The following is a 22,949-nucleotide window of genomic DNA, read 5'->3' as shown; positions in this document are numbered from 1 at the left end:
GAAGTACTGAAAGCCACCGGACAGATCGCGCCGCTGGTCAGCTCCTCGGCCGAACTGTTCGGCCATAACCGCGGCCTGGCCGTATTCGCCATGCTGCTGGTCGGTCTGTTCGTCACCATGGGCATAGGCTCGTCGTTTTCTACCGTCCCCATCATCGCCGCCATTTATGTTCCGCTGTGCATACAGCTGGGCTTCTCGCCCATGGCCACGGTCGCCATTATCGGTACGGCCGGAGCCTTGGGCGATGCCGGCTCGCCAGCCTCCGATTCGACCCTGGGGCCGACCTCGGGTCTGAATGTCGATGGCCAGCATGACCATATCCGCGACACCGTCATTCCCACCTTTTTGCACTACAACCTGCCACTACTGACCGCAGGCTGGATTGCCGCCATGGTGCTGTGAAATTTTTAAGGAAGCATGATGAACACCCCTGCCCCAATGGCACTGGCGACACGACTCGCCCCCTTACTGAATGGTCTTGACTGGGGAATCGGCGGCAGCACCCTGCTCTACCATCTGGGGCTGGAGGCCAACCCGCAGGATCTGGATCTGCTGGTCACGCCTGAACACTTTGCCCAAGCCCATCTGCGTCTGGCCGAACTCTTTAACGAAGAGCCAAGGCCGGCGCATCCGCACCATATTGCGCAGCACTTTGCCCGCTTTGTCAGTCAGGACGGCCGTGCCATCGACTTGATGGCGGGCATTTGCGTACGCGATAAGGAGAAACAGACCGGCTGGGACTTCAACCCGGCACAGGTGGATATCGAACATGGCTTGCCATGGATGCGCGCCGAAGACTGGCTGGAACTCTACACCCTGTTCCAGCGCCCGTTTCGCGTACAGCAGTTGCAAAACTGGCTAAATGCACGCGATGCCGAACAACGCTGTGGCGAACTGGAAATCCGTCTGGCCTTTCTGGACGATACGGTCGATGCCCTAAGCAGCACGCTTGCGCGCCAGCAACACGAACTCGACCTGCTGCAAGAGCAGTTGCGCCTCCTGTATCGTCAAAGCGCACGCGGCAGTGGCGAAAACGAAGAGCGCTCGCTGCGCGACGAGATCCCGCCGCACTATTGAGCTGCCACGCGCGCGCCAGCCGGCTTATGCGTCATGCGCCCGGAAAACAGCCCGGCCCCAACAATCAGTGTGCCGCCCAGCCACTCGCCCGGTCTTATGGCCTCACCGGCAAGCAGCCAGGCGGCTGCGGCGGCAAACACCAGCTCCAGCAACATCAGAGCCGTGACCTGATTGGCCGGCAACAGCGACACGCCATGTTGCGAGATCACGCTGGTACACAATAAGGTAATGCCCAGCGCAAGCATGACAGCCCATGCCATGGGCGGAATTTCCAGCACGGCACCTAGCTGGCCACGCCAGAGTAGGGCTCCCGCAGCAAAAAACAGAACGCCCAGCCAGATCATGGCGGACTTAACCGGCAAGGGTAGCCGATCGGCACTGCGGCTCAGTACATTACCCAGCGAAAACGCCATCCCCCCGGACAAGGCTAGCCACTCATACCGGTGGCTCAGGGGAAAATCGCCGTCAAACACCCCTGGGCGCCACAAAATGGCCAGACAGCCAGCCAGTAAAATGGCGATGACCACATAACCGGCGCGGGTCAGCCGCTCGTGCAGGATCAGGCGTGCCAGCAGTGCCGTCCACAACGGCGACAAATAAAACAGCAACAGAACACGCACCACCGGCCCTTCGGTCAGTGCCCAGCTATAGCTGAAATTGCACCAGCCAAAAGCCAGCATCATCGGCAGCATCACCGGTATCAAGCGCACCCCCTGACGAAAGGTGGAGCGAAATAGCACCACGCCAAACAGCATGGCGATCAGATACACCACCAGCGAGGTGGTCCAGTTACTGACACCTCCCGTTTGCAAGGCGCGAAAAGGTAGCCACATCAGCCCCCACACCAGAGCAGTCGTCAACAGACAAGCCATGGCTGTCAGCTTTTGTTTTGCCAGGATCATATTGTTTTCTTTAAGATGGTCGGATTTGCTGCAGCACGAGAGAGAACCGTGAACCCCAATCTGGCCTTACTGCAACCCTACCCGTTCCAGCGCCTGCGCGCCCTGCTGGCCGATGTCCAGCCGCCGCCAGACAAAAGCGCCATCAATCTGTCGATAGGTGAGCCCAAGCACCCGACGCCGGCGCTACTCACTGATGCGCTGACAGGAAATCTGGAGGGTCTGGCCGGCTACCCGGCCACACTAGGCACGGATGCCTTGCGTCAGGCCTGTCGCGACTGGGCCCAGCGCCGTTACGATATCAAGCTGGATGCGGCCCGTGAAGTTCTGCCGGTCAATGGTAGCCGCGAGGCACTGTTTTCTTTTGTGCAAAGCGTGATCGACACCAGCGAAGGCAAAAAACCGGTCGTCATTTCACCCAACCCGTTTTACCAGATTTACGAAGGTGCCGCTCTTTTGGCCGGCGCCCAGCCGTTTTACGTCAACTGCACCGCCGGGCACGCTTTCCAGCCGGACTGGTCCGCCGTACCCGAGGCTATCTGGCAGCGAACACAACTGGTTTTTGTCTGCTCGCCGGGCAACCCGACCGGCGCGGTGATGAATCTGGCCGACTGGCAGGCACTGTTCGAGCTATCCGACCGCTACGGTTTTGTGATTGCATCGGACGAGTGCTACTCCGAAATCCACTTCGGCACCCCGCCTCTGGGCGGACTGGAGGCCGCGCGCAAGCTGGGACGCGACTACCGGCGCCTGGTGATGTTTACCAGCCTGTCCAAACGCTCCAATGCACCAGGCCTGCGTTCGGGCTTTGTTGCCGGTGATGCCAGTCTGCTGGCAGACTTCCTGCTGTACCGCACCTATCACGGCAGCGCCATGAGCCTGCCCACGCAGGCCGCCAGCATCGCCGCGTGGAATGACGAAGCGCATGTCGTTGCCAACCGCGCCGCTTACATCGCCAAATTCGATGCGGTGACCGCTCCCTTGGCCCAAGTGCTGGACGTCAGGCGGCCCGATGCCAGCTTCTATCTGTGGGCCCGCGTGCCCGGCGGTGACGATGTCCGCTTTACCCGCGAATTGTTCGCACACGAGCACATTACCGTCCTGCCCGGCTCGCTACTGGCGCGCGAAGCCCATGGCCACAACCCGGGGCAGGGCTATATCCGTATCGCGCTGGTCGCGCCACTGGCAGAATGCGTCGAGGCTGCACAACGCATGGCACAATTTACGACCGCTTATCGCACTGCAAACACTTAAAGATTACGATCATGACCACCACCATTCATCTTGCCAAAGGGCTTAACCATATGCATCCGCTGCAATCCCTGATTGAAAACGCCTTCGAAGAACGCGCATCCATTACTCCAGCCACTGTCTCGGTCGAACTGAAAGCCGCCATCGAGCAGGTCATTAACGAACTGGACAACGGCCATCTGCGCGTAGCAGAAAAACAGGGCGACGAATGGATCGTCAACCAGTGGCTGAAAAAAGCCGTCCTGCTGTCGTTCCGCATCCGCGACAACGAAGTCATGGATGATGGCGTCAGCCGTTATTTCGACAAGGTCGACACCAAGTTTGCCGATTGGAAAGCCGAAGACTTCGGCGCCGCCGGCTTCCGTGCAGTACCCGGCGCAGTAGCGCGCAAAGGGGCCTTCATTGCCAAAAACACCGTGCTGATGCCGTCGTTTGTGAATATCGGCGCCTTTGTCGATGAAGGCACCATGGTCGACACTTGGGCCACCGTCGGTTCCTGCGCCCAGATCGGCAAAAATGTGCACCTGTCCGGCGGCGTCGGCATCGGCGGCGTACTGGAACCCTTGCAGGCCAACCCGACCATTATCGAAGACAACTGCTTTATCGGCGCGCGCTCGGAAGTGGTCGAAGGCGTGATCGTCGGTGAAGGCTCGGTCATCTCCATGGGCGTGTTTATCGGCCAGTCCACCCGCATCTATGACCGCGAAACCGGTGAAATCCACTATGGCCGCGTACCGGCAGGTTCGGTGGTGGTGTCCGGCAGCCTGCCATCCAAAGATGGTAGCCACAGCCTGTATTGCGCGGTCATCGTCAAAAAAGTTGATGCTCAGACCCGCTCCAAGACCAGCATCAACGAGTTGCTGCGCGGCATCTGATTCCCCCGCCCACTCCGGCCCGCCGTCAAAAAGCGGGCTTTTTTGCACCCTAAAAACCCGCAGCATCAAGCAAGACCGTCAAACCACTCCCGTCCGCTGTGTGCATTGCAACAAGGGGCCATAAAGTCAGGCGGTAATTTGGTGATTCTGCCTTACAGCCTGTAAAATGCCGATTAACTCGGGCAGATTCTGCCCCATTTTTTTTCGGTCATAGAAACCTCCGTGAGTACAGACAGCTTTATCGAATTTAGAAACGTCAGCTTTGCCTATGGCGAGCGCAGCATTCTGAAGAACATCAACCTGAGCATCCCGCGCGGGCGTTTCGTCGCGATCATGGGCGGCAGCGGCAGCGGCAAGACCACCTTGCTGCGCCTGATCTCGGGACAGGTTTACCCACAACAGGGCGAAGTCATCGTCGACGGCAAGCATGTCGAAAAGATGAGCAGCCGCGAACTGTTCGAGCACCGCCGCCGCATGGGCATGCTGTTCCAGTTCGGTGCGCTGTTTACCGACCTGTCGGTATTCGACAACGTGGCGTTTCCGATTCGCGAACACACGCGCTTGCCCGACAGCATGGTGCACGATCTGGTACTGATGAAGCTCGCTGCCGTCGGTCTGCGCGGTACCGAGCAGCTGATGCCGGCCGAACTGTCCGGCGGCATGTCGCGCCGCATTGCACTGGCGCGCGCCATTGCGCTGGACCCTGCGCTGATGCTGTACGATGAACCCTTCACCGGGCTGGACCCGATTTCGCTGGGCGCGATTGCCCACCTGATCAAAAAGCTCAGCGATGCGCTGGGCACCACCTCGGTGATGGTGACGCACGATGTGCAGCACTCGCTCAATATCGTCGACTACGTCTATTTTGTCGCCAATGGCGAGATCGTCGCCGAAGGCACTCCGGACGAGGTTCGCGCCTCTGCGTCACCTTGGGTACACCAGTTTGTCTACGGCGAAGCTGACGGCCCGGTGCATCTGGCCTATCCGGCCACCACCTCGCTGGCCGACGATATTGGACTCGGAGGCCCCCATGCTTGAAACCCTGCTCTCTCCCCTGCGCAAGCTGGGCCACTGGGTGATCGAGGCCATCTGGCGTCTGGGCATGATCAGCCGCTTTTTTGTCGCCATCCTGATGAACTCGGGGCAAAGCCTGCTGCGCTTTCATCTGGTGATACGCGAGATGTACTTCTCCGGCGTGCTGTCGCTGATCATCATCGTGGTATCCGGCCTGTTCGTCGGCATGGTTCTGGGCCTGCAAGGCTATACCACGCTAGTGCGCTTTGGCTCGGCCGATGCGCTGGGTGCGCTGGTGGCGCTGTCCTTGCTGCGCGAACTGGGTCCGGTACTGGCGGCGCTGCTGTTTGCCAGTCGCGCAGGCTCAGCCATGACCGCCGAAATCGGTCTGATGAAGGCGACCGAGCAACTGGACGCCATGAGCGTGATGGCGGTCAATCCGGTCGCCCGCGTCGTAGCGCCGCGCTTCTGGGCCGGCGTGCTGTCCATGCCGATTCTGGCGGCGCTGTTCAATGTAATGGGAATTATCGGCGGCTATGCCGTCGGCGTGCTGATGATAGGTCTGGACAGCGGCAGCTACTGGTCGCAAATGCAGGCCAATGTCGACCTGCATGTCGACGTGGTCAACGGCCTGATCAAAAGCCTGTTCTTCGGCATGGCGGTGACCCTGATTGCCGTGTACGAAGGCTTTGACGCGACGCCCACCGCAGCCGGCGTCTCGGCGGCTACCACGCGCACCGTCGTCACTTCGGCCCTGGTTATTCTGGCACTCGATTTTGTGCTGACTGCCTTCATGTTCTAGCTTCGGAAAAACTCATCATGAAACGCTCCATCATCGACCTGTGGGTCGGCATTTTTGTCGCCATAGGCCTTGCATCCATCACCTTCTTATCACTCAAGGTGGCCAACCTGACGCCGCAAAGCGCCGACAAGAGCTATGTGCTGTATGCCGAGTTCGACAATATTGGCGGCCTCAAGGTCAAGGCACCGGTCAAGGCGGCCGGTGTTCTGGTTGGCCGGGTCAGCAGCATCGAGCTTGACCCTAAAAACTATATGGCCCGCGTCAACCTGAGCATAGATAGCCAGTACAGTTTCAGTCAGGACACCAGTGCCGAAATCCTGACCGCAGGCCTTCTGGGCGAGCAATACGTCGGGCTGGTACAAGGCGGCGATCCGGAAGACCTGAAACCCGGCGGCCGCATTGCCCTGACCTCGTCGGCACTGGTACTGGAACAGCTGATAGGCAAGTTTATGACCAGCTTTGCCGAAGGCGGCGCAGCCAAAGACGACAAACAGCCCTGAGCCGCCGGCTCAGGCGCTAAACTGAAAACCAATAATACCGGACCACCTGAAAATGAAAAAACTGCTACTGACCACCCTGTTCTTGCTCGGCCTGTCGACCCAAGCCACCGCGGCCGATACACCACTGGCGCTGATCCAGGATACTTCGGCCCAGGTGCTGGAACTACTGAAAAAGGACGACGGCAAGAACACCGCCCGGATCCGTACCCAAGTCGAAACCTTCGTCATCCCCAAGTTCGACTTTACCCGCATGACGGCCCTGGCCGTCGGCCGCGGCTGGCGCGATGCCACACCGGAACAAAAAGATGCGCTGGCACGCGAATTCCAGACCATGCTGGTGCGTACCTACTCCGGCACCATGACCCGCTTCAAGAATGCATCGGTCAATATCAAGCCCAATATAATTTTGAACAACGAAGGGCGTGAAGCCACGGTCAAGTCGGAAATCACCACCGGCAGCAATAACGGCAACGGCAGCAAGCCGGTCAATGTCGACTATGTGCTGTACAAGACCGCACAGGGCTGGAAAGTCTTTAATGTCAGCGTCGAAGGTGCCAGTCTGGTCACCGTGTACCGCAACCAGTTCAGCGATGAAATCCGTAAAAACGGTCTGGACGGCCTGATCCGCGCCTTGCAGGACAAGAATGCCAAACTGGCTCGCGGAGCAAGCGCCTGATGCAGCTTCATCACGCCGCCACCTCCCTGTCCGGCGAGCTGACCATGCTAAGCGCAGAACAGCAGCTCAAAGCGCTGTCAGCCCGGCTTAAAAGCGGAGACAGCCTGCATCTTGACCTAGCCAAGGTCACCCGTGCCGACTCGGCGGCCTTGTCGCTGCTATTCGAACTGGCACGCCAAGGGGAGGCGCAGGGCAAGTCTTTTACCCTGCAAAATGTGCCGGCACCGCTTATCAGCCTGGCCAGGCTATACGGCGCAGATACCCTGCTGGACAAGTTTATGGAGCCTGCAAGATGAAACCCTTGCGCTTGTTAACCATTGTGGCGGCACTGTCGCTATCGGCTTGCGCCAGCAACCCGACCAGTCCGTATGACCCCTACGAGCCGTTCAACCGCTCTATGTATAACTTCAACACGGCGCTGGATCGCAATGTGATCAAGCCGGCGGCGGAAGGCTATCGTACCGTAACGCCCAAGCCGTTCAGGACGGCGGTCGGCAACTTCTACGGCAACCTGAAGGATGTGTTCAGCGTACTGAACAATACGCTGCGAGCCGAACCGGAAAAAGCGCTGAACGATCTGATGCGGGTCAGCATCAACTCGACCTTCGGTCTGTTCGGTCTGATCGATATCGCAACACCGGCAGGTCTGGTCAAGAACCGCACCACGCTGGGCGATACCTTTGCCACTTGGGGCTGGAAAAACAGCAACTACCTGATGCTGCCGTTTTTCGGCCCGTCCACGGTTCGCGACGGCTCGGGTCTGGGTATTTCGCTCAGCATTCCGGGGCCGGAAAAGCTGATCTATGACACCCTGCCGCAAGCCGCCGGTTTTTACGGCCTGTATGGCGTCAACGAACGCGAACGCCTGCTCGGCGTGGAAAAGCAGATCGACGAGTCCTCGCTGGATGCCTATACCTTTACCCGCGACGCCTATATGCATATGCGTGCCAAGCAAACCGGGGCGGTATTGCCACAGGACAAGGACGAAGAAGACATCGATATCGATGATCTGGTAGGCGAGCCGCAAGCCTCGGCCCCAGTGGCCGTGCCGCCACCGCCCAAGCCCTGAAGCCAGACGCAGTAAAACCACATCCCCGCACCCGCCCCACGGCTGCGGGGATTTTTTGCGCCCCTCAGGCTCATGCAGGGGACTCGCAAGGCGTCAGCGGCACAGGGAATGAAATAGGCCAGTTACAAAAAAGCCCCCGATGAACGGGGGCTGGCTTTTTAATACAAGAAACCTCAGTGCTGGGCCGGTGCGTTCCAGCCCCCCCCCAGTGCCTTGTACAGATTGACTGAAGCTTGCAGCTGATCCAGCCGCGCACTGACCAACTGCAGCTCGGCCTGATAAGAGCCACGCTCCGAGTCCAGTACCTCAAGATAGCTGGAATAGCCGTTATCGTAGCGCAAACGGGCCAGACGCAAGCTTTCCTGCAGTGCCTGCAACTGGGTAAACAAGGCTGCCTGACGGTCACGCGAAGTTCGGGTAAACGACAAGGCATCCAGCGTCTCGCCAAACGCACTCTGGATGGCCAGCTCGTACGCTGCCAGCGCCTGTTTCTGCTGCGCACTCGCGGCATCGACGCCAGCGCCGGTCTTGCCCCAGTCGAAAATAGGCATGGCCAGATTACCAACAAAACTCCAGGTACGGGTCGGTCCGCTAAACAGCGTATCCAGTGCCGCGCTTTGCGAGCCTAGCAAGCCGGTCAGACCGATGCTGGGGAAGTAGGCGGCACGCGCCACGCCGATGCGCGCGTTAGCGGCCTTGAGCTGCTGCTCGGCGGCCTGCACATCGGGACGGCGCATCAATAGCTCGGATGGCAGGCCGGACGGGATATTGACCGGCACCTGCAGCGCTTCCAACTCACTGCCGCGCGCCACTTTGCTGTCTACCAGCGCCCGTGGCGAGCGGCCCAACAAGATGGCCAGCGCGTTTTCGCTCTGGATGACCGACTGCTCAAGCGATGGCACAGCGGCACGCGCCGATGCAGCCTCCGCCTCAGCCTGGCGATAGGTCAGCTCGGAGGTGACCCCGCCTTCGAAGCGGCGCTTGTTGATGCGCAGCGACTCCTCGCGCGACACCAGCGTACGCCGGGTAATATCGAGCTGGGTATCAAAGCTGCGCAGCTGGAAATAGGTTTGCGCCACCGTGGCCGCAACAGACAAGCGGGTCGCATCACGGTTGTACTCGGAGGCCGCCAGATTGGCCAGCGCCGCCTCGTTAGCACGCCTGAGCTTGCCCCACAGATCCAGCTCCCAGCTCAGTGCGCCATTGGCAGTACGCGCATCGGACACCTGAGAACCCGCTGCGGAATCCGCCGAGGTACGCCCGCGCTGATAACCAGCGTTGGCCGAGAGCTGCGGTGCCAGATTGGCACGGGCGATGCCGGCCTGGGCACGCGCTTCTTCCACGCGTGCCGCAGCCTGCGCCAGATTGCGGTTATACGCCAACGCCTCGTCGACCAACTGGTCCAGCACCGGATCGTTAAACGATGTCCACCAGTCAGGCGCCACGTTGACGTCGGCGGCCACGGCAGGAGCCACGGCCCCCGCTTGCCAGGCGCCCGGCATTTCCACGACCGGACGGGTGTAGTCGGGACCGACCGCGCAACCGGTCAGCGCGATGGCGAGCCATAGCGGCAGACTTTTAATGAGCATCGGTAGACTCCTTGATTTCAGTATGGCCTTCATCCGGCGCCTGGTAATGATCCTTGCCCTTGTTCGACGCCTTCATGATCAACAGGAAGAAGAGCGGAATAAAGAATACCGCGATAAAGGTCGCCGCCAGCATGCCGCCGATCACACCGGTACCGAGGGCATGACGGCTGGCAGAACCCGCGCCGGACGAGATCGCCAATGGCACCACGCCCAGAATAAAGGCCAGCGAGGTCATCACGATAGGACGGAAACGCAGCTTGGCTGCTTCCATCGCCGAGTCAAACAGACTCTCCCCTTCCTCGAACTTCATCACCGCAAATTCGACAATCAGAATCGCGTTCTTCGCCGCCAGACCGATCAGCGCCACCAGCGCCACCTGGAAGTAGATGTCGTTTTGCAGGCCGCGCAGCCAGGTCGCCAGGATCGCGCCGAACAACGCGAACGGCACCGCCGTCAGCACCGCGATCGGCAAGGTCCAGCGCTCGTACTGTGCCGCCAGGATCAGGAACACCATGATCATGCCGAAGCCGAACACCATAAAGGTCGAGCCGCTGGTCGACTGCTCCTGATACGCGCTACCGCTCCACGACAGCGAGTAATCAGCCGGCAGGACTTCCTTGGCCACGTCTTCCATCGCCTTGAGCGACTCGCCCGAGCTGTAACCCGGTGCCGGACCGCCCACCACCTTGGCGGCAGGGAAGGCGTTGAAGCGCTCCATGGTCTGCGGACCCGTTCCCATTTCTACCGTTACCAGCGAAGTCAGCGGGATCATGTTGCCACTGGCCGAGCGCACATAGATATTGCGCAGGTCTTCGATCTTGGAACGGAAGTCTTCCTCGGACTGCAGCTGCACCTTGTAGATACGGCCGAACTTGTTGAAGTCGTTCACATACAGCGAACCGAAGGTACTCTGCATGGTGTCGAACACCTGGTTGATCTGCACGCCGTAAGCGACCGTTTTCTCGCGGTCAAGCTTGACGTTGATCTGCGGCACATCGGCCGAGAAGGTAGTCGACAGGCCGGCCAGTTCCGGACGCTTGGATGCTTCGGCGATCAGCTTCTTCACCTGTACGCTCATCTCTTCCGGCGACGCACCGCTGCGGCTCTGGATATAGGCTTCAAAACCGCCAGTCGACGACATGCCGGAAATCGGCGGCGGGTTGAAGGCCAGTACCACGCCTTCCGGGATCTTCGCACCCAGCTTGAAGATGTCCCCCACCACGGCAAAAGCGGACTGGTCGGCCGACTTGCGCTCGCTCCAAGGCTTGAGTGTCACAAAGCTGACACCGGAGTTGGTCTTGTTACCACCGGACAGGATGTCGAAACCGGCAAAGTTCATCACCACTTTGACGGCCGGATTTTTCTGCAGATCCTCGCCCAGCTTGTCCATAGTGTCTGCCGTACGCGACAGCGAGGCACCATCGGGCAAGATCACGGCACCAATCACATAGCCTTGGTCTTCTTCCGGCGCCAGCGAACCTGGCACCATATTGAACAGGCCGGCGGTAATCGCAATCATGCCGCCAAACATCACGAACGCGACAAAGGAGCGCTTAAGCAAAAAGCGCACGCCGGAGGCGTAGTGATCGGTGATTTTGTCAAAAAACCGATTAAACGCGGCAAAGAAGCGGTTAGGCTGCTGGTGCCCTTCTTTCAGCAAAATTGCACACAAGGCCGGCGTCAGCGTCAGCGCGACGATGCCGGAAATGGTTACCGACACCGCGATGGTAATGGCGAACTGCTTGTACATCTGACCTGCGATACCACCCAGGAAAGCCACCGGCAGGAACACCGACACCAGCACCAGTACGATGGCCACTACCGGACCCGCCACCTCTTCCATCGCCTTGATGGAAGCCTGACGTGGCCCCAGTTTCTCGGTACTCATGATGCGCTCGACGTTTTCCAGCACCACGATCGCATCATCGACCACAATACCGATGGCCAGCACCATACCAAACAGGGTTAGCGTATTGATGGAGAAGCCCAGTGCATACATGCCGGCAAAGGTACCGATAATCGACACCGGTACCGCCAGACACGGGATCAGCGTCGCACGCCAGTTCTGCAGGAACAGGTAGACCACCAGGAACACCAGCACCATGGCTTCGGCGAAGGTCTTGTACACCTCTTCGATCGACACGCGCACGAAGTCGGTGGTGTCGTAAGGGATGGAGTACTCCAGCCCGCCCGGGAAGCTCTGCGACAGCTTGGCCATGGTCGCATTCACCGCATCGGCCACCGCCAACTGGTTGGCTCCCGGCGACAGATAGATGCCCACCGGAACGGTAGGCAGGCCGTTATATGTGCCCCTGAAGTCGTAGTTCAGCGCACCCAACTCGACCCGTGCCACGTCTTTCAGGCGCAGGTTGGAGCCATCCGGATTCGAGCGCACGATAATGTTTTCGAACTCGGTGACATCGGTCAGACGACCCTGCGTCGTCACCGTATAGGTGAACTCGGTCGGCTTCGCCATCGGTTCGGCACCCACCTTGCCCGCGGCGTACTGCGCGTTCTGCTGGTTGATGGCGGTGGAAATATCCGACGGCGTCAGCTTGAGCTTGGCCAGCTGGTCGGGCTTGAGCCAGACCCGCATCGCGTAGTCCTGCGACGCAAAGTTGACCACGCTACCCACACCGGGGATACGCTTGAGCTCGTCGACAATATTGAGCGTGGCGTAGTTGCTGATAAACAGCGTGTCGTAACGCTTGTCCGGCGACACCAGCGCGATAATCTGCAGCATCGCGGTCGACTGTTTGGTCACCGTCACGCCCTGACGACGCACTTCCTGCGGCAACTGGGTCAGCGCCGACTGCACGCGGTTGTTGACATCGATGGTCGCCTGGTCAGGATCGGTACCGATCTTGAAGCTGACATTCAACTTCAAGACGCCGTTACTCGAACTGGACGACTGCAGATAGATCATATTCTCGACGCCGTTGATCGATTGCTCCAGCGGCGAAGCGACGGTGTCGGCAATCACCTGGGCCGAAGCGCCAGGGTAGGTCGCTTGCACCTGCACCACCGGCGGCACGATGTCCGGGTACTGCTCGACCGGCAAGGCGGTAATGGCTGCCAGACCTGCCAGCATGATGATCAGCGAGATCACCGTGGCAAAGATCGGTCGCCTGATAAAGAAGGCAGAAAACATGGGGTCAGACTCCTTTTATCAGCCTTGGGCCTGAGCGGCAGGCGCGGAAGCGGCAGGCTTGCTGCCGGCCTCGTGCGGCGTCACCGGAGCACCCGGGCGCAGCTTGAGGATATTGTCGACCACGACGCGATCGCCCTTGGCCAGACCACTACCAATCACGAAGTCCGCGCCGACCTGATCGATCACCTCGACCGGGCGCGGCTCGGCCTTGCCTTCCTTGTTCACCGTCCACACCAGCTTGCCCTGCTGCGTGGTCAATACCGCCACCTGCGGCACGGTAACCGCGTTAATGCGCTGGGCGCCCTTGAGCGTTACACGCACGAACTGGCCTGGCAACAGCATGCCTTGCGGATTGTCGAACTGGGCACGGCTGCTAATGGTGCCGGTATCGGTGTTCACCACATTGTCAGAGAAATTGATCTTACCGATCTGGTCAAAGGTCGAGCCGTCGGACATTTTCACTGACACCTGATAGGCATTTTGTGCAGGCACCCGCACACGCCCTTCGTCGATATCGCGGCGCAGTTTCTGCGCTTCGTTATCCGAGAAAGAGAAATTCACATAAATAGGATTCAGCTGCGAAATGCGAGTCAGCATGCTGTTCGGGGTGACCAGGCTGCCTTCGGACACCACATCCAGACTGGTCAGACCGGATATCGGGGCGGTGACTTTGGTGTAACCCAGATTGATCTGCGCCTGCTTGAGCGTAGCGCGAGCCGACTCGACCGCTGCCTTGCCACTTTCAAAGGCAGCCAAGGCATTATCCCTATCCTGCTGGCTGACGGCATTTTCCTTGAACAGGGGCAGCACGCGGTCGTAGGTGCGCTTGGCCTGATTGTAGTTGGCCTCTTGTACCGCCAGATTGCCTTTGGCCTGATCTACCGCTGCAATATAGGTATCGGGGCCGATCTCGAACAGAGTCTCGCCCTGCTTGACGCGGCGTCCTTCGACAAAATTGCGGTGCAGCAAGATGCCCTCGACGCGAGCGCGTACCTGAACCTCACGGAAACCCGCAGCCTGGCCGGCATATTCAAAAGTCAGCGGAATGTCCTTGGGCTGGATGGACACCACAGACACCGGCATCGGCGGCATCGTGCCTTGCTTGCCGGCTGCGCCTTCATCCTTGCCGCAAGCCATCAGGCTGGCTGCGACGGCTGTCAGCAACAGCCAAGTAACGGGTCTTTTCATTTTTACGCTCGGTAGTGACATGTTGTCGTCCTCGGAAACAGATATCCAAACCATACACATATCTTTCCCAGAATAGATTACATATTGTGTTTTTGGAGATGGACTGCATTTTACATACATACAAGCATGTATGTAAAATGGCAAAAAACCTGTTTCAACACTCCGCTATACCACTTAGCGACGAATCAACATTTATTGCGCCCAATACACGCAACAGCACACTGATAAAAAACAGGTAGCCATGGCCAGAAAAACCAAAGAAGAAGCAGAACAAACCCGGAAAAAACTTCTGGAAACGGCAGCACTGCTGTTCTGGGAAAAAGGGGTCAGTCATACTTCACTCGCCGACATTGCCAGTTCCGCAGGGCTGACCCGCGGGGCCATCTACTGGCATTTCAAGGACAAACTCGACCTGTTCTACGCCATGAGTCAGCAAGTGATACCGCCCTATCACCAGATTTACGACACCATGGAGCGCAATGCGGCAGACAATGCGGCCCGCAGTCTATGGTGCGGTGCTCTAGAAATCCTGACAAACGTAAGTAATTCACCCGACATCCGCCGCATTCTGGGTATTCTGTTTTTTCGTTGTGAATATGTAGGCGAGTTGCAGTCGCTACAGATCGAGAATCTGGACTGGATCCGCCAGTTGCAGCAGCGCCTGATCCGCATCATAGAACTCGCTCAGCAGCAGGGACAACTCAAACCGGGCATAGATCCGATCGCGGCGGCCATCGCCTGGCAGGCACAGCAGCGTGGCCTGGTACAATTCAGCCTGTTACTGCCGGATACACCCTTATTGCATAGCCAGCCCGAGAGCCTGTTAAAGCCCTATTTTTCCGGGGTTTTCAAGCCGGACTGCTGGCTGGCGCACGACTGACGCAGCGCGCCGATTCCGGCTATAATGCCGGTTTTTTCCCGTCGCGGCCTTATGACTCCTGCCATTGAAATCCAGTCGGTCAGCAAGAACTTCGGCACGCTCAAGGCGCTGGACGATGTCAGCTTTCGCGTCGAGGCCGGCGAATTTTTCGCCCTGCTCGGTCCCAACGGCGCGGGCAAGACCACGCTGATCTCGGCCATGGCAGGTTTATCACGCCAAACTAGCGGCCATATCCGCATACTCGGACACGACACCATCAGCGCCGCCTATCTGGCCCGCAAAACCCTAGGCGTCGTACCGCAAGAACTGGTTTTCGACCCCTTCCTCTCTGTACGCGAAAGCCTGCGTTTCCAATCCGGCTACTTCGGTCTCAAGCACAATGATGACTGGCTGGATGAACTACTGGAAAAGCTGGGGCTGAGCGACAAGGCCGACACCAATATGCGCGCGCTGTCCGGCGGCATGAAGCGCCGGGTGATGGTCGCACAGGCACTGGTACACCGCCCGCCGGTGATTGTGCTGGACGAGCCCACGGCCGGCGTCGATGTCGAGCTCAGACAAAGCCTGTGGGCCTTTGTGCGCGAACTGAACCAGGCCGGGCACACCATTGTGCTGACCACCCACTATCTGGAAGAAGCCGAGGCATTGTGCAACCGCATCGCCATGCTTAAAAAAGGCAAACTGATCGCTCTGGAAGACAAAACCAAGCTTCTGGCACACAGCAATGAGCGCGATGTGTCGTTCAAGCTGTCGGCAACACTGCCGGATGCACTCTTGCCGCTGAAAGTCCGCGATGAAGGCCAGCGTGTGGTGTTGCGCCTGCCGGAAATCGCCCGCATCGAACAGGTATTGGCCACTTTGCGCGAAGCGCGAATAGAGGTCCGGGAGATGACGGTGATAGAAACAGATCTGGAAAGCGTATTCGTCCATATGATGCAAGGAGGGAAAGCCTGATGCAGGGGTTTTACACGCTGTTCAGGAAAGAAATCCTGCGCTTTTGGAAAGTGGCGTTTCAGACTGTTGCCGCGCCGGTGCTGACCGCATTGATGTACCAGCTGATCTTTTCCCATGTAATGGCACGCCATCTCGAGGTTTACCCCGGCATCAGCTATACCGCCTTCCTGATTCCCGGTCTTGCCATGATGTCGATGACGCAAAACGCCTTTGCCAATGGCTCCAGCAGCCTGATTCAGTCCAAGATCACCGGCAATATCGTATTCCTGCTACTGTCGCCGCTCGGGCCCTTACAATTCTTTGCAGCCTACCTGGCTGCCGCCATCGTACGCGGACTGGTGGTCGGCGCGGGCGTGATTGCCATTACCGCCTGGTTCGGCATGCCCTTGCCGCAGGCACCACTGTGGATCTTCGCCTTTGCCGTGCTGGGCTGTGGAGTACTGGGCGCGCTGGGTATTATTGCCGGCATCTGGGCAGAGAAATTCGACCAGTTGGCCGCCTTCCAGAATTTCATTATCCTGCCGCTGACTTTTTTATCCGGTGTGTTCTACTCGATAGACAGCCTGCCACCGCTGTGGCGTGCCATTTCGCATTTGAATCCGGTGTTTTACATGATAGACGGCTTTCGCTACGGCTTTTTCGGCCAGGCCGACGTCAGTCCGTGGCTGGCCCTGGCCGTGGTTGGCACCAGTTTTGTCCTGCTTTCTTCGCTAGGTTTGTGGATGATCAAGGTCGGCTACAAGCTGCGTCATTAAGCTACTCTTTTAGGAATATCCCGTACCATGGTTACACCTGACTACATCAAGCAACTGATCACTGCCTCACTGCCTTGTACCCACATCGTAGTCGAGGGCGATGACGGCACCCATTTCTCGGCGGTAATCGTCAGTGCGGAGTTTTCCGGCCGCAACCGTGTGCAGCAACACCAGTTGGTCTACAAGGCACTGGGTGACCGCATGCGTGACGAAATCCACGCTCTTTCGATGAAAACATTCAGCCCACAAGAATGGGCTGAGCAACAAGGCTGACCCATGGAAAAACTGATTATTCGCGGCAATGGCCCGCTCAATGGCGAAATCCCGGTTTCCGGCGCCAAAAACGCCGCACTGCCCATTCTGTGCGCCAGCTTGCTGACCGCCGACACCATGCGCTACAGCAATGTGCCCATGCTGCGCGACGTCGCCACCACGCAAAAGCTGCTGCAAGGTATGGGCGTGCGCGTGATGACCGACAATGTGCATGAAATCGAGATCACCGCCAGCCAGATCGACACACTGGTGGCTCCGTACGAGCTGGTGAAAACCATGCGCGCCTCTATCCTGGTACTGGGCCCGACACTGGCACGCTTCGGCGAAGCCTCGGTCTCGCTGCCAGGCGGCTGCGCCATCGGCTCGCGCCCGGTTGACCAGCACATCAAGGGGCTGGTCGCCATGGGCGCCGAAGTCACCATCGAGCACGGCTATGTCAAGGCGCGCGCCAAGCGTCTGCGCGGCGCCACCATCGTCATGGATATGGTGACCGTTACCGGTACCGAAAACCTGCTGATGGCCGCCACTCTGGCCGACGGCATTACCGTACTGGAAAACGCTGCACGCGAGCCTGAAGTCAGCGACCTTGCACATTGCCTGAACAAGATGGGCGCCAAGATCAGCGGCATCGGCAGCGACCGCCTGGTGATTGAAGGCGTAGAAAAACTGCATGGCGCGGAACACGCCATCATGCCGGACCGTATCGAAGCGGGCACCTTCCTGGTCGCCGGTGCCATGACTCAGGGTCACATCATCCTGCGTCATGCCGCACCCAAGGGCATGGAAGCCATCCTCGACAAACTGGTTGAAGCCGGTGCCATTATCGAATGCGGCGACGACTGGATCTCGCTGGATATGAAGCGCCGCCCGAAATCGGTCAATATCCGCACCCTGCCCTACCCGGCTTTCCCGACCGATATGCAGGCGCAGTTCATGACGCTGAACACCATTGCCGAAGGTGCAGCCATGGTGACCGAGACCATCTTTGAAAACCGTTTCATGCATGTGCCCGAGCTCAAGCGCATGGGTGCCAATATCGAGACCGAAGGCAACACCGCCGTGATTCGTGGCGTTGAACGCCTGTCCGGCGCTACGGTCATGGCAACCGATTTGCGTGCCTCGGCCAGCCTGGTGATCGCCGGTCTGGTCGCCGATGGTGAAACCATCGTCGAGCGCATCTATCATCTGGATCGCGGCTACGAGCATATCGAGCGCAAGCTCGGTGCAGTCGGCGCCCAGATCGAGCGCGTGAGCTGAAGCCGCTGAGCGGAAAATGGGCACAGCCCGCCTAGGCGGGCGGCTCAGGCTAAAAACTCAACAGCCCGACAGACTAAATCTGCCGGGCTGTTTTCTATTGACCATGGCAAGCCTTGCCCTGCCATTAGCGAATTTGCTCATTTCATAAGCAAAGCGGCTGCGGGATCTCCTGCCGTAGCCCACACAGGACGCGCACAAGCGGCAACACTAACAGGTGAAAATGCCCAGACAAACCGATACAAAAGCAGTTACGACACAAGAAAGACAGTAACTTCGACAAGAACGGTACATGCCAAACAACAACATTGCAAAATAATTAAACAAGTATTTCCAATTAGTCACGACACATGACAATAAGAGTCGTGCACACTGAACATTGCATTGACTTTACAAATTTAGAGCCTTCCTTGAGTACTCCCTTTTCCGGGTGCTGCGATTTTTGCCGTCACCCCGCCAGCCTGGGCACACGCTACCACTCGCCGCGTGTAGAACACACGTTCTATTCGTGTGGTCGCTCGCTGTGCCAAGAGTTTGTCGATGTCGGCATTCAGCGTCTGGATCAGCTGACGCCGCCCGCCCTGCTAGCCGAGCGCAGCGTGAGCTGCTTTGCGCTAGATATTCACTCCGGCACACCTGAGTAAATGCCATGAAAAAGCCCCCATCAGCAGTGCTGTGGGGGCTTGTATCAAACAGCTAATACTCAGGCCTGGGTTGCCTGGATCGCCGTCAGTGCCACGGTGTAAACAATATCGTCCACCAATGCGCCACGCGACAAGTCGTTCACCGGCTTGCGCAGGCCTTGCAACATTGGACCAACCGAAACCACACCGGCAGAACGCTGTACCGCCTTGTAGGTTGTATTACCGGTATTCAGATCCGGGACTACAAATACATTGGCACGTCCTGCTACCGGGCTATTCGGTGCCTTCTGGCGGCCGACCGATTCAACCGAAGCCGCATCGTACTGCATCGGGCCGTCAATCATCAGATCCGGACGCTTTTCTTTGGCCAGACGGGTCGCTTCGCGCACCTTCTCGACATCATCGCCGGTGCCGGAGGCCCCGGTGGAGTAGGAAATCATCGCCACGCGCGGCTCGACACCGAAAGCCTTGGCCGAATCGGCCGACTGGATCGCGATATCGCACAACTGCTCAGCGGTCGGGTCCGGATTGATGGCGCAATCGCCATACACCAGTACCTGATCCGGCATCAGCATAAAGAACACGCTGGAAACAATAGACGCGCCAGGCGCGGTCTTGATCAGCTGCAGTGCAGGACGCACGGTACTGGCGGTGGTATGAACCGCGCCAGACACCAGACCGTCAACTTCACCCAGCGCCAGCATCATGGTCCCCATCATGACCGTATCTTCCAGCAGCTTTTCAGCCTGCGGTGCGGTCAAACCCTTGGACTTGCGCAGCTCGACCATAGGCGCCACATAGCGGCTGAGTACGGCTTCTGGATCAATGATCTCGATATCGGTCGGCAAGGCCACGCCCTGGGCATCCGCCACCTGGTGGATACGTGCGGGATTCCCCAACAAGACGCAACGGGCAATCCCCTTCTCGTGGCAGATCACCGCCGCTTGCAAGGTGCGCGGCTCATCGCCCTCCGGCAGCACGATGCGCTTATTGGCACGACGGGCAATTTCGACCAGACGGTGACGGAATGCCGGTGGCGGCATGCGCAGTTCGGTCGGCTCGCCGATCTTGGCCTTGAGGTCTGCCGTCATGGTGTGCTCGGCCATAAAGTCGATCACTTGCTCCATGCGCTCGGTATCGTCCGCAGCAACGTGCACATTGATCGCCGACAGCAAGGCGCTGGTTTCAAAGGTATCACGCTCGGTCGACAGGATAGGCAGACCCGCCAGCTTGGCCGATTCGATCAGAGGCACAACCTTGGCAGCAACCGGCTCGTTACAAGTCAACAGCAGACCCGCCAGCGGCACGCCACGCAAGGTTGCCAGCGCCGTAGCCAGAATCACGTCGGAGCGATCGCCCGGCGTCACCACCAGTGCACCGGGGCGCAAGCGGTCTATCATGTTTTCCACCGCACGGGCAGCGACCACCACTTCATGCACCCGCGAGCGCCCGATATTGCCGGCGTGCTCGATCTTGAGACCCAAAGGCGAGGCCAGATCCAGCAGGCGTACGGCATTCAGACGTGCCTCGAATGGCACGGTCGCCAACAGCGGCAACGGCGGCGCAATGCGGCCTAAGTTTTGCAGCAACTGCTGACCTTCGGCTCCTGCCGGCAGCTTGTTCAGCATGACGCCGGCCAGGTTAACCTGCCCGTCGCTATAGCTGCGGCGCGCCAGGGTAATGGCTTCAAAAATATCGCGGGCGTCGCGGCGGGCGGCCGAGATTGCCAGAATCAGGTCGGCGGTCAGGGTCTTGGCCAGTTCCAGATTCAGCTCGCTGGCCAGCGGCACATCCGAGCCCGGGGTCAGGCCTTCAACCAGCACCACATCGTGCTGCAACACCAGCGGTGCGACGTTCTGCACCACTTCTTCCATCAGGTCGGACAACTTGCCTTCGCGCAACAATGCTTCGGCACGGGCAAAAGGAATTGCCTCGGGTGCCTCAATGCCGCACAAAGAGCGAACGAAATGGGTAGACAGATCCGGACCTGTGCCCGGCTGGGCGATAGGCTTGGCAAAGCCGACCTTGATACCCTCGCGCTCCAGCGAGCGCACCAGCCCCAGACCCAAAGAGGTCAGACCGGCATCGTGGCCAACAGGGGCCAGGAAAAATATTTTCTGCATGGGGTAAGCCTTTCTTGTGGCTGTAATGCACAAACCCGCGCAGGCGCGGGTTCGTATTTCATCCTAGACCGGAATTCAGCCCGTGATACCGGCCAGTTCGGCGGTATCGCAAGCAATCACAAATTCTTCATTGGTGTTGATCACCATGGCTTTAGGGCCGTTGCCACGGCTGATCACGCCGGCGGTGCCGCGGGTGCAGCGGGCGTTGGCTTCGGCATCGACTTCGATACCGAAAGCCGACAACTTGGCCAGGGTCATGGCGCGCAGCTTGTCGCTGTTCTCGCCGATGCCGCCGGTGAATACCACGGCGTCCAGACGGTCAAGCGAAGTAGCCAGGCCGCCGATATGACGGGCCAGACGATGGGCGAACACTTCCAGCGCAACGATCGAGCCTTCATGGCCTTCGGCCGCGGCTTCTTCCAGCGTACGGCAGTCATTGGACAGTTCGGACAGACCCAGCAGACCGGACTCTTTGTTCAGCAACTTGTCGATGCCGGCCAGATCCAGACCCAGTTTTTCGCCGATATAGGCCAGGCTACCCGGATCTACATCACCCGAACGCGTACCCATGACCAGACCTTCCAGCGGGGTCATGCCCATGGTGGTGTCTACGCTGGCGCCATTCTTGATGGCAGCAGCAGAAGCGCCGTTACCCAAGTGGGCAATCACGATGCCGTGATCAGCGGCGTCCAGGCCCAATTCGGCGACAGCTGCTTCAGCCACAAAGCGGTGGCTGGTGCCGTGGAAACCGTAACGACGCACACCATGGTCGCGGTACAGCTTCATCGGCAGCGCGTACAGGTAAGCGGCACGCGGCATGGTCTGGTGGAAAGCGGTATCGAATACGGCAACCTGCGGCAGCGCTGGCAGGCAAGCACGCACCACACGGATACCCAGCAAGTTGGCCGGATTATGCAGTGGCGCCAGTGCGGCGCACGCTTCAATGGCGGTTTCAACTTCAGGAGTGATCAGCGCCGAGGCGTGGAAACGCTCGCCACCATGCACAACGCGATGACCGACAGCGACTACGCTATCCAGCTCGCCACGGGCACGGATATGTTCGATCACAGCTTCCAGTGCCTGATCATGCGCGCCACCGGCAATTGCCAGCGTGCTCTTCTTGCCGTCAGCCTTGAATACGACGCGCGAATCGGCATCGCCCAGGCACTCGGCCAGACCGGACAGGGTTGGCTCTTCCGCACCGACAGGGAACAGACCGAACTTGAGCGACGAGCTGCCGCAGTTAATAACCAGAATCAGGGATTGGCTCATGAGAGTACTTTCAATAAATTAGTAAAATCGGTTTGTCAGGCAGCAAGCGTCAAGTGCTCGCTCTAGCTGACAAAGAAACCGCGTGCGGCAAATTGGCCACGCACACGGGCGACACACTCGGCCGAAGGCGGCAGGGTGTCGGCAAGTTCATACGCCATACCCAGCTCGGCCCACTTGCTCTGGCCCAGCTGATGAAATGGCAGCACCTCTACGCGCTCGACAACTTCACCCAGACTAGCGACAAAGTCGGCCAGCCGTTCGACATCATCGAAGCCGTCGGTCAGCCCCGGCACCAGCACATAACGGATCCACATCTTCTTGCCCATCTTCGCCATGCGCCGGGCAAAATCCAGCGTCGGCTGCAAAGGCTGGGCCGTGATCTTTTTGTACTGCTCAGGGTCGCTGTGCTTGATGTCCAGCATCACCAGATCCACCGCCTCAAACCAGGCATCCGGCAGGCTCTCGTGCAGATAGCCCTGGGTGTCCAGCGTGGTATGCAGACCGAAGCGTTCTTTAGCGCCCTTGAATACAGCACCGACAAAGTCGGGCTGCATCATCGGCTCGCCACCGGAAATGGTGACGCCACCGGCAAATTTGAGGAAGCCTGCGTAGGGTTTTAGCTCGGCCAGCGCATCCTCCACGCTCATCTCGCGACCGTGATGCAGCTTCCAGGTGTCCGGGTTATGGCAATACAGGCAGCGGA

General features: G+C 59.0%; 23 protein-coding genes. 16 read left to right on the top strand and 7 right to left on the bottom strand.

Annotation, left to right across the window (positions count from 1 at the left end; genetic code table 11):
- A partial coding sequence (locus tag EGI20_RS09640) for a Na+/H+ antiporter NhaC family protein (RefSeq protein WP_498631298.1) occupies positions 1 to 402 on the top strand: 402 nt, incomplete at its 5' end.
- A gap of 18 nt (positions 403 to 420) precedes the next feature.
- On the top strand, positions 421 to 1,077 hold the full coding sequence (locus tag EGI20_RS09635) for a SlyX family protein (RefSeq protein ID WP_498631297.1): 657 nt from the start codon (positions 421 to 423) through the stop codon (positions 1,075 to 1,077).
- Here the strand turns inward: EGI20_RS09635 and EGI20_RS09630 are convergent.
- Positions 1,071 to 1,979 (bottom strand): DMT family transporter, encoded by a 909-nt coding sequence (locus EGI20_RS09630; RefSeq protein WP_498631296.1) that lies wholly within the window; start codon positions 1,977 to 1,979, stop codon positions 1,071 to 1,073. The genes EGI20_RS09635 and EGI20_RS09630 overlap by 7 nt on opposite strands.
- Before the next feature lie 48 nt (positions 1,980 to 2,027).
- Between EGI20_RS09630 and dapC the strand changes: the two genes are divergently transcribed.
- The 8 genes from dapC (at position 2,028) to EGI20_RS09590 (ending at position 8,163) form a co-directional block, all read left to right on the top strand.
- Positions 2,028 to 3,230, top strand: coding sequence for a succinyldiaminopimelate transaminase (dapC, locus tag EGI20_RS09625; protein WP_498631295.1), 1,203 nt, complete (start codon positions 2,028 to 2,030; stop codon positions 3,228 to 3,230).
- A 50-nt stretch (positions 3,231 to 3,280) separates the two neighbouring features.
- Positions 3,281 to 4,102: a 2,3,4,5-tetrahydropyridine-2,6-dicarboxylate N-succinyltransferase gene (dapD, locus tag EGI20_RS09620; protein ID WP_124735237.1), complete on the top strand. Its 822-nt coding sequence runs from the start codon at positions 3,281 to 3,283 to the stop codon at positions 4,100 to 4,102.
- Positions 4,103 to 4,324: 222 nt separating this feature from the next.
- The gene (locus EGI20_RS09615) at positions 4,325 to 5,140 is read left to right on the top strand and encodes an ABC transporter ATP-binding protein (protein WP_498631294.1); all 816 of its coding nucleotides are present in this window, start codon (positions 4,325 to 4,327) and stop codon (positions 5,138 to 5,140) included.
- Positions 5,133 to 5,918 carry a lipid asymmetry maintenance ABC transporter permease subunit MlaE gene (gene mlaE / locus EGI20_RS09610; protein ID WP_124735119.1) on the top strand — a complete coding sequence of 262 codons (786 nt, stop codon included), beginning with the start codon at positions 5,133 to 5,135 and terminating at the stop codon, positions 5,916 to 5,918. The genes EGI20_RS09615 and mlaE overlap by 8 nt, the downstream gene beginning before the upstream one ends.
- A gap of 17 nt (positions 5,919 to 5,935) precedes the next feature.
- Positions 5,936 to 6,418, top strand: a complete 483-nt coding sequence (gene mlaD / locus EGI20_RS09605; protein ID WP_498631293.1) for an outer membrane lipid asymmetry maintenance protein MlaD — start codon at positions 5,936 to 5,938, stop codon at positions 6,416 to 6,418.
- A gap of 52 nt (positions 6,419 to 6,470) precedes the next feature.
- Positions 6,471 to 7,094 carry an MlaC/ttg2D family ABC transporter substrate-binding protein gene (locus tag EGI20_RS09600; RefSeq protein ID WP_498631292.1) on the top strand — a complete coding sequence of 208 codons (624 nt, stop codon included), beginning with the start codon at positions 6,471 to 6,473 and terminating at the stop codon, positions 7,092 to 7,094.
- Positions 7,094 to 7,390 (top strand): STAS domain-containing protein, encoded by a 297-nt coding sequence (locus EGI20_RS09595; RefSeq protein WP_498631291.1) that lies wholly within the window; start codon positions 7,094 to 7,096, stop codon positions 7,388 to 7,390. Before EGI20_RS09600 ends, EGI20_RS09595 begins: the two co-directional genes overlap by 1 nt.
- Positions 7,387 to 8,163: an MlaA family lipoprotein gene (locus EGI20_RS09590; RefSeq protein ID WP_498631290.1), complete on the top strand. Its 777-nt coding sequence runs from the start codon at positions 7,387 to 7,389 to the stop codon at positions 8,161 to 8,163. The genes EGI20_RS09595 and EGI20_RS09590 overlap by 4 nt, the downstream gene beginning before the upstream one ends.
- 173 nt (positions 8,164 to 8,336) lie before the next feature.
- On the opposite strand, the gene EGI20_RS09585 is transcribed toward EGI20_RS09590, so the two are convergent.
- From EGI20_RS09585 to EGI20_RS09575, 3 genes are read right to left on the bottom strand one after another with little or no spacing between them, the layout of a single operon-like run.
- On the bottom strand, positions 8,337 to 9,752 hold the full coding sequence (locus EGI20_RS09585; RefSeq protein WP_498631289.1) for an efflux transporter outer membrane subunit: 1,416 nt from the start codon (positions 9,750 to 9,752) through the stop codon (positions 8,337 to 8,339).
- Positions 9,742 to 12,903: an efflux RND transporter permease subunit gene (locus EGI20_RS09580; protein ID WP_498631288.1), complete on the bottom strand. Its 3,162-nt coding sequence runs from the start codon at positions 12,901 to 12,903 to the stop codon at positions 9,742 to 9,744. The genes EGI20_RS09585 and EGI20_RS09580 overlap by 11 nt, the downstream gene beginning before the upstream one ends.
- 18 nt (positions 12,904 to 12,921) lie before the next feature.
- Positions 12,922 to 14,091 (bottom strand): efflux RND transporter periplasmic adaptor subunit, encoded by a 1,170-nt coding sequence (locus tag EGI20_RS09575; protein ID WP_498631287.1) that lies wholly within the window; start codon positions 14,089 to 14,091, stop codon positions 12,922 to 12,924.
- Between the two features lie 241 nt (positions 14,092 to 14,332).
- Here EGI20_RS09575 and EGI20_RS09570 point away from each other — a divergent pair, with 241 nt between their 5' ends.
- The 6 genes from EGI20_RS09570 to EGI20_RS09545 all read left to right on the top strand — a co-directional run bounded on the left by EGI20_RS09570 (position 14,333) and on the right by EGI20_RS09545 (position 18,851).
- Positions 14,333 to 14,971, top strand: coding sequence for a TetR family transcriptional regulator (locus tag EGI20_RS09570; RefSeq protein ID WP_498631286.1), 639 nt, complete (start codon positions 14,333 to 14,335; stop codon positions 14,969 to 14,971).
- Between the two features lie 51 nt (positions 14,972 to 15,022).
- A complete protein-coding gene (locus EGI20_RS09565) occupies positions 15,023 to 15,925 on the top strand; it encodes an ABC transporter ATP-binding protein (protein WP_498631285.1) in 903 nt (300 codons plus the stop codon).
- Positions 15,925 to 16,680, top strand: a complete 756-nt coding sequence (locus EGI20_RS09560; RefSeq protein WP_498631284.1) for an ABC transporter permease — start codon at positions 15,925 to 15,927, stop codon at positions 16,678 to 16,680. The genes EGI20_RS09565 and EGI20_RS09560 overlap by 1 nt, the downstream gene beginning before the upstream one ends.
- A 27-nt stretch (positions 16,681 to 16,707) precedes the next feature.
- Complete coding sequence (locus tag EGI20_RS09555) at positions 16,708 to 16,953, top strand: BolA family protein (RefSeq protein WP_124735130.1); 246 nt, start codon at positions 16,708 to 16,710, stop codon at positions 16,951 to 16,953.
- Between the two features lie 3 nt (positions 16,954 to 16,956).
- On the top strand, positions 16,957 to 18,210 hold the full coding sequence (murA, locus tag EGI20_RS09550) for a UDP-N-acetylglucosamine 1-carboxyvinyltransferase (RefSeq protein ID WP_124735131.1): 1,254 nt from the start codon (positions 16,957 to 16,959) through the stop codon (positions 18,208 to 18,210).
- Positions 18,211 to 18,617: 407 nt separating this feature from the next.
- Positions 18,618 to 18,851, top strand: a complete 234-nt coding sequence (locus tag EGI20_RS09545; RefSeq protein WP_498631283.1) for a hypothetical protein — start codon at positions 18,618 to 18,620, stop codon at positions 18,849 to 18,851.
- A 59-nt stretch (positions 18,852 to 18,910) separates the two neighbouring features.
- Here EGI20_RS09545 and pta read toward each other — a convergent pair whose 3' ends face one another.
- From pta to pflA, 3 genes are all read right to left on the bottom strand, one after another.
- Positions 18,911 to 20,974, bottom strand: coding sequence for a phosphate acetyltransferase (gene pta / locus EGI20_RS09540; protein ID WP_498631282.1), 2,064 nt, complete (start codon positions 20,972 to 20,974; stop codon positions 18,911 to 18,913).
- 75 nt (positions 20,975 to 21,049) lie between these two features.
- Positions 21,050 to 22,246: an acetate/propionate family kinase gene (locus EGI20_RS09535; protein ID WP_160798194.1), complete on the bottom strand. Its 1,197-nt coding sequence runs from the start codon at positions 22,244 to 22,246 to the stop codon at positions 21,050 to 21,052.
- Between the two features lie 62 nt (positions 22,247 to 22,308).
- Positions 22,309 to 22,949 (bottom strand): pyruvate formate-lyase-activating protein (pflA, locus tag EGI20_RS09530; RefSeq protein ID WP_498631281.1); only part of this gene is annotated, 641 nt, incomplete at its 5' end.

It is taken from the genome of Aquitalea sp. S1-19 (assembly GCF_024343515.1).
This window is presented reverse-complemented; position numbering and strand designations above follow the sequence as displayed.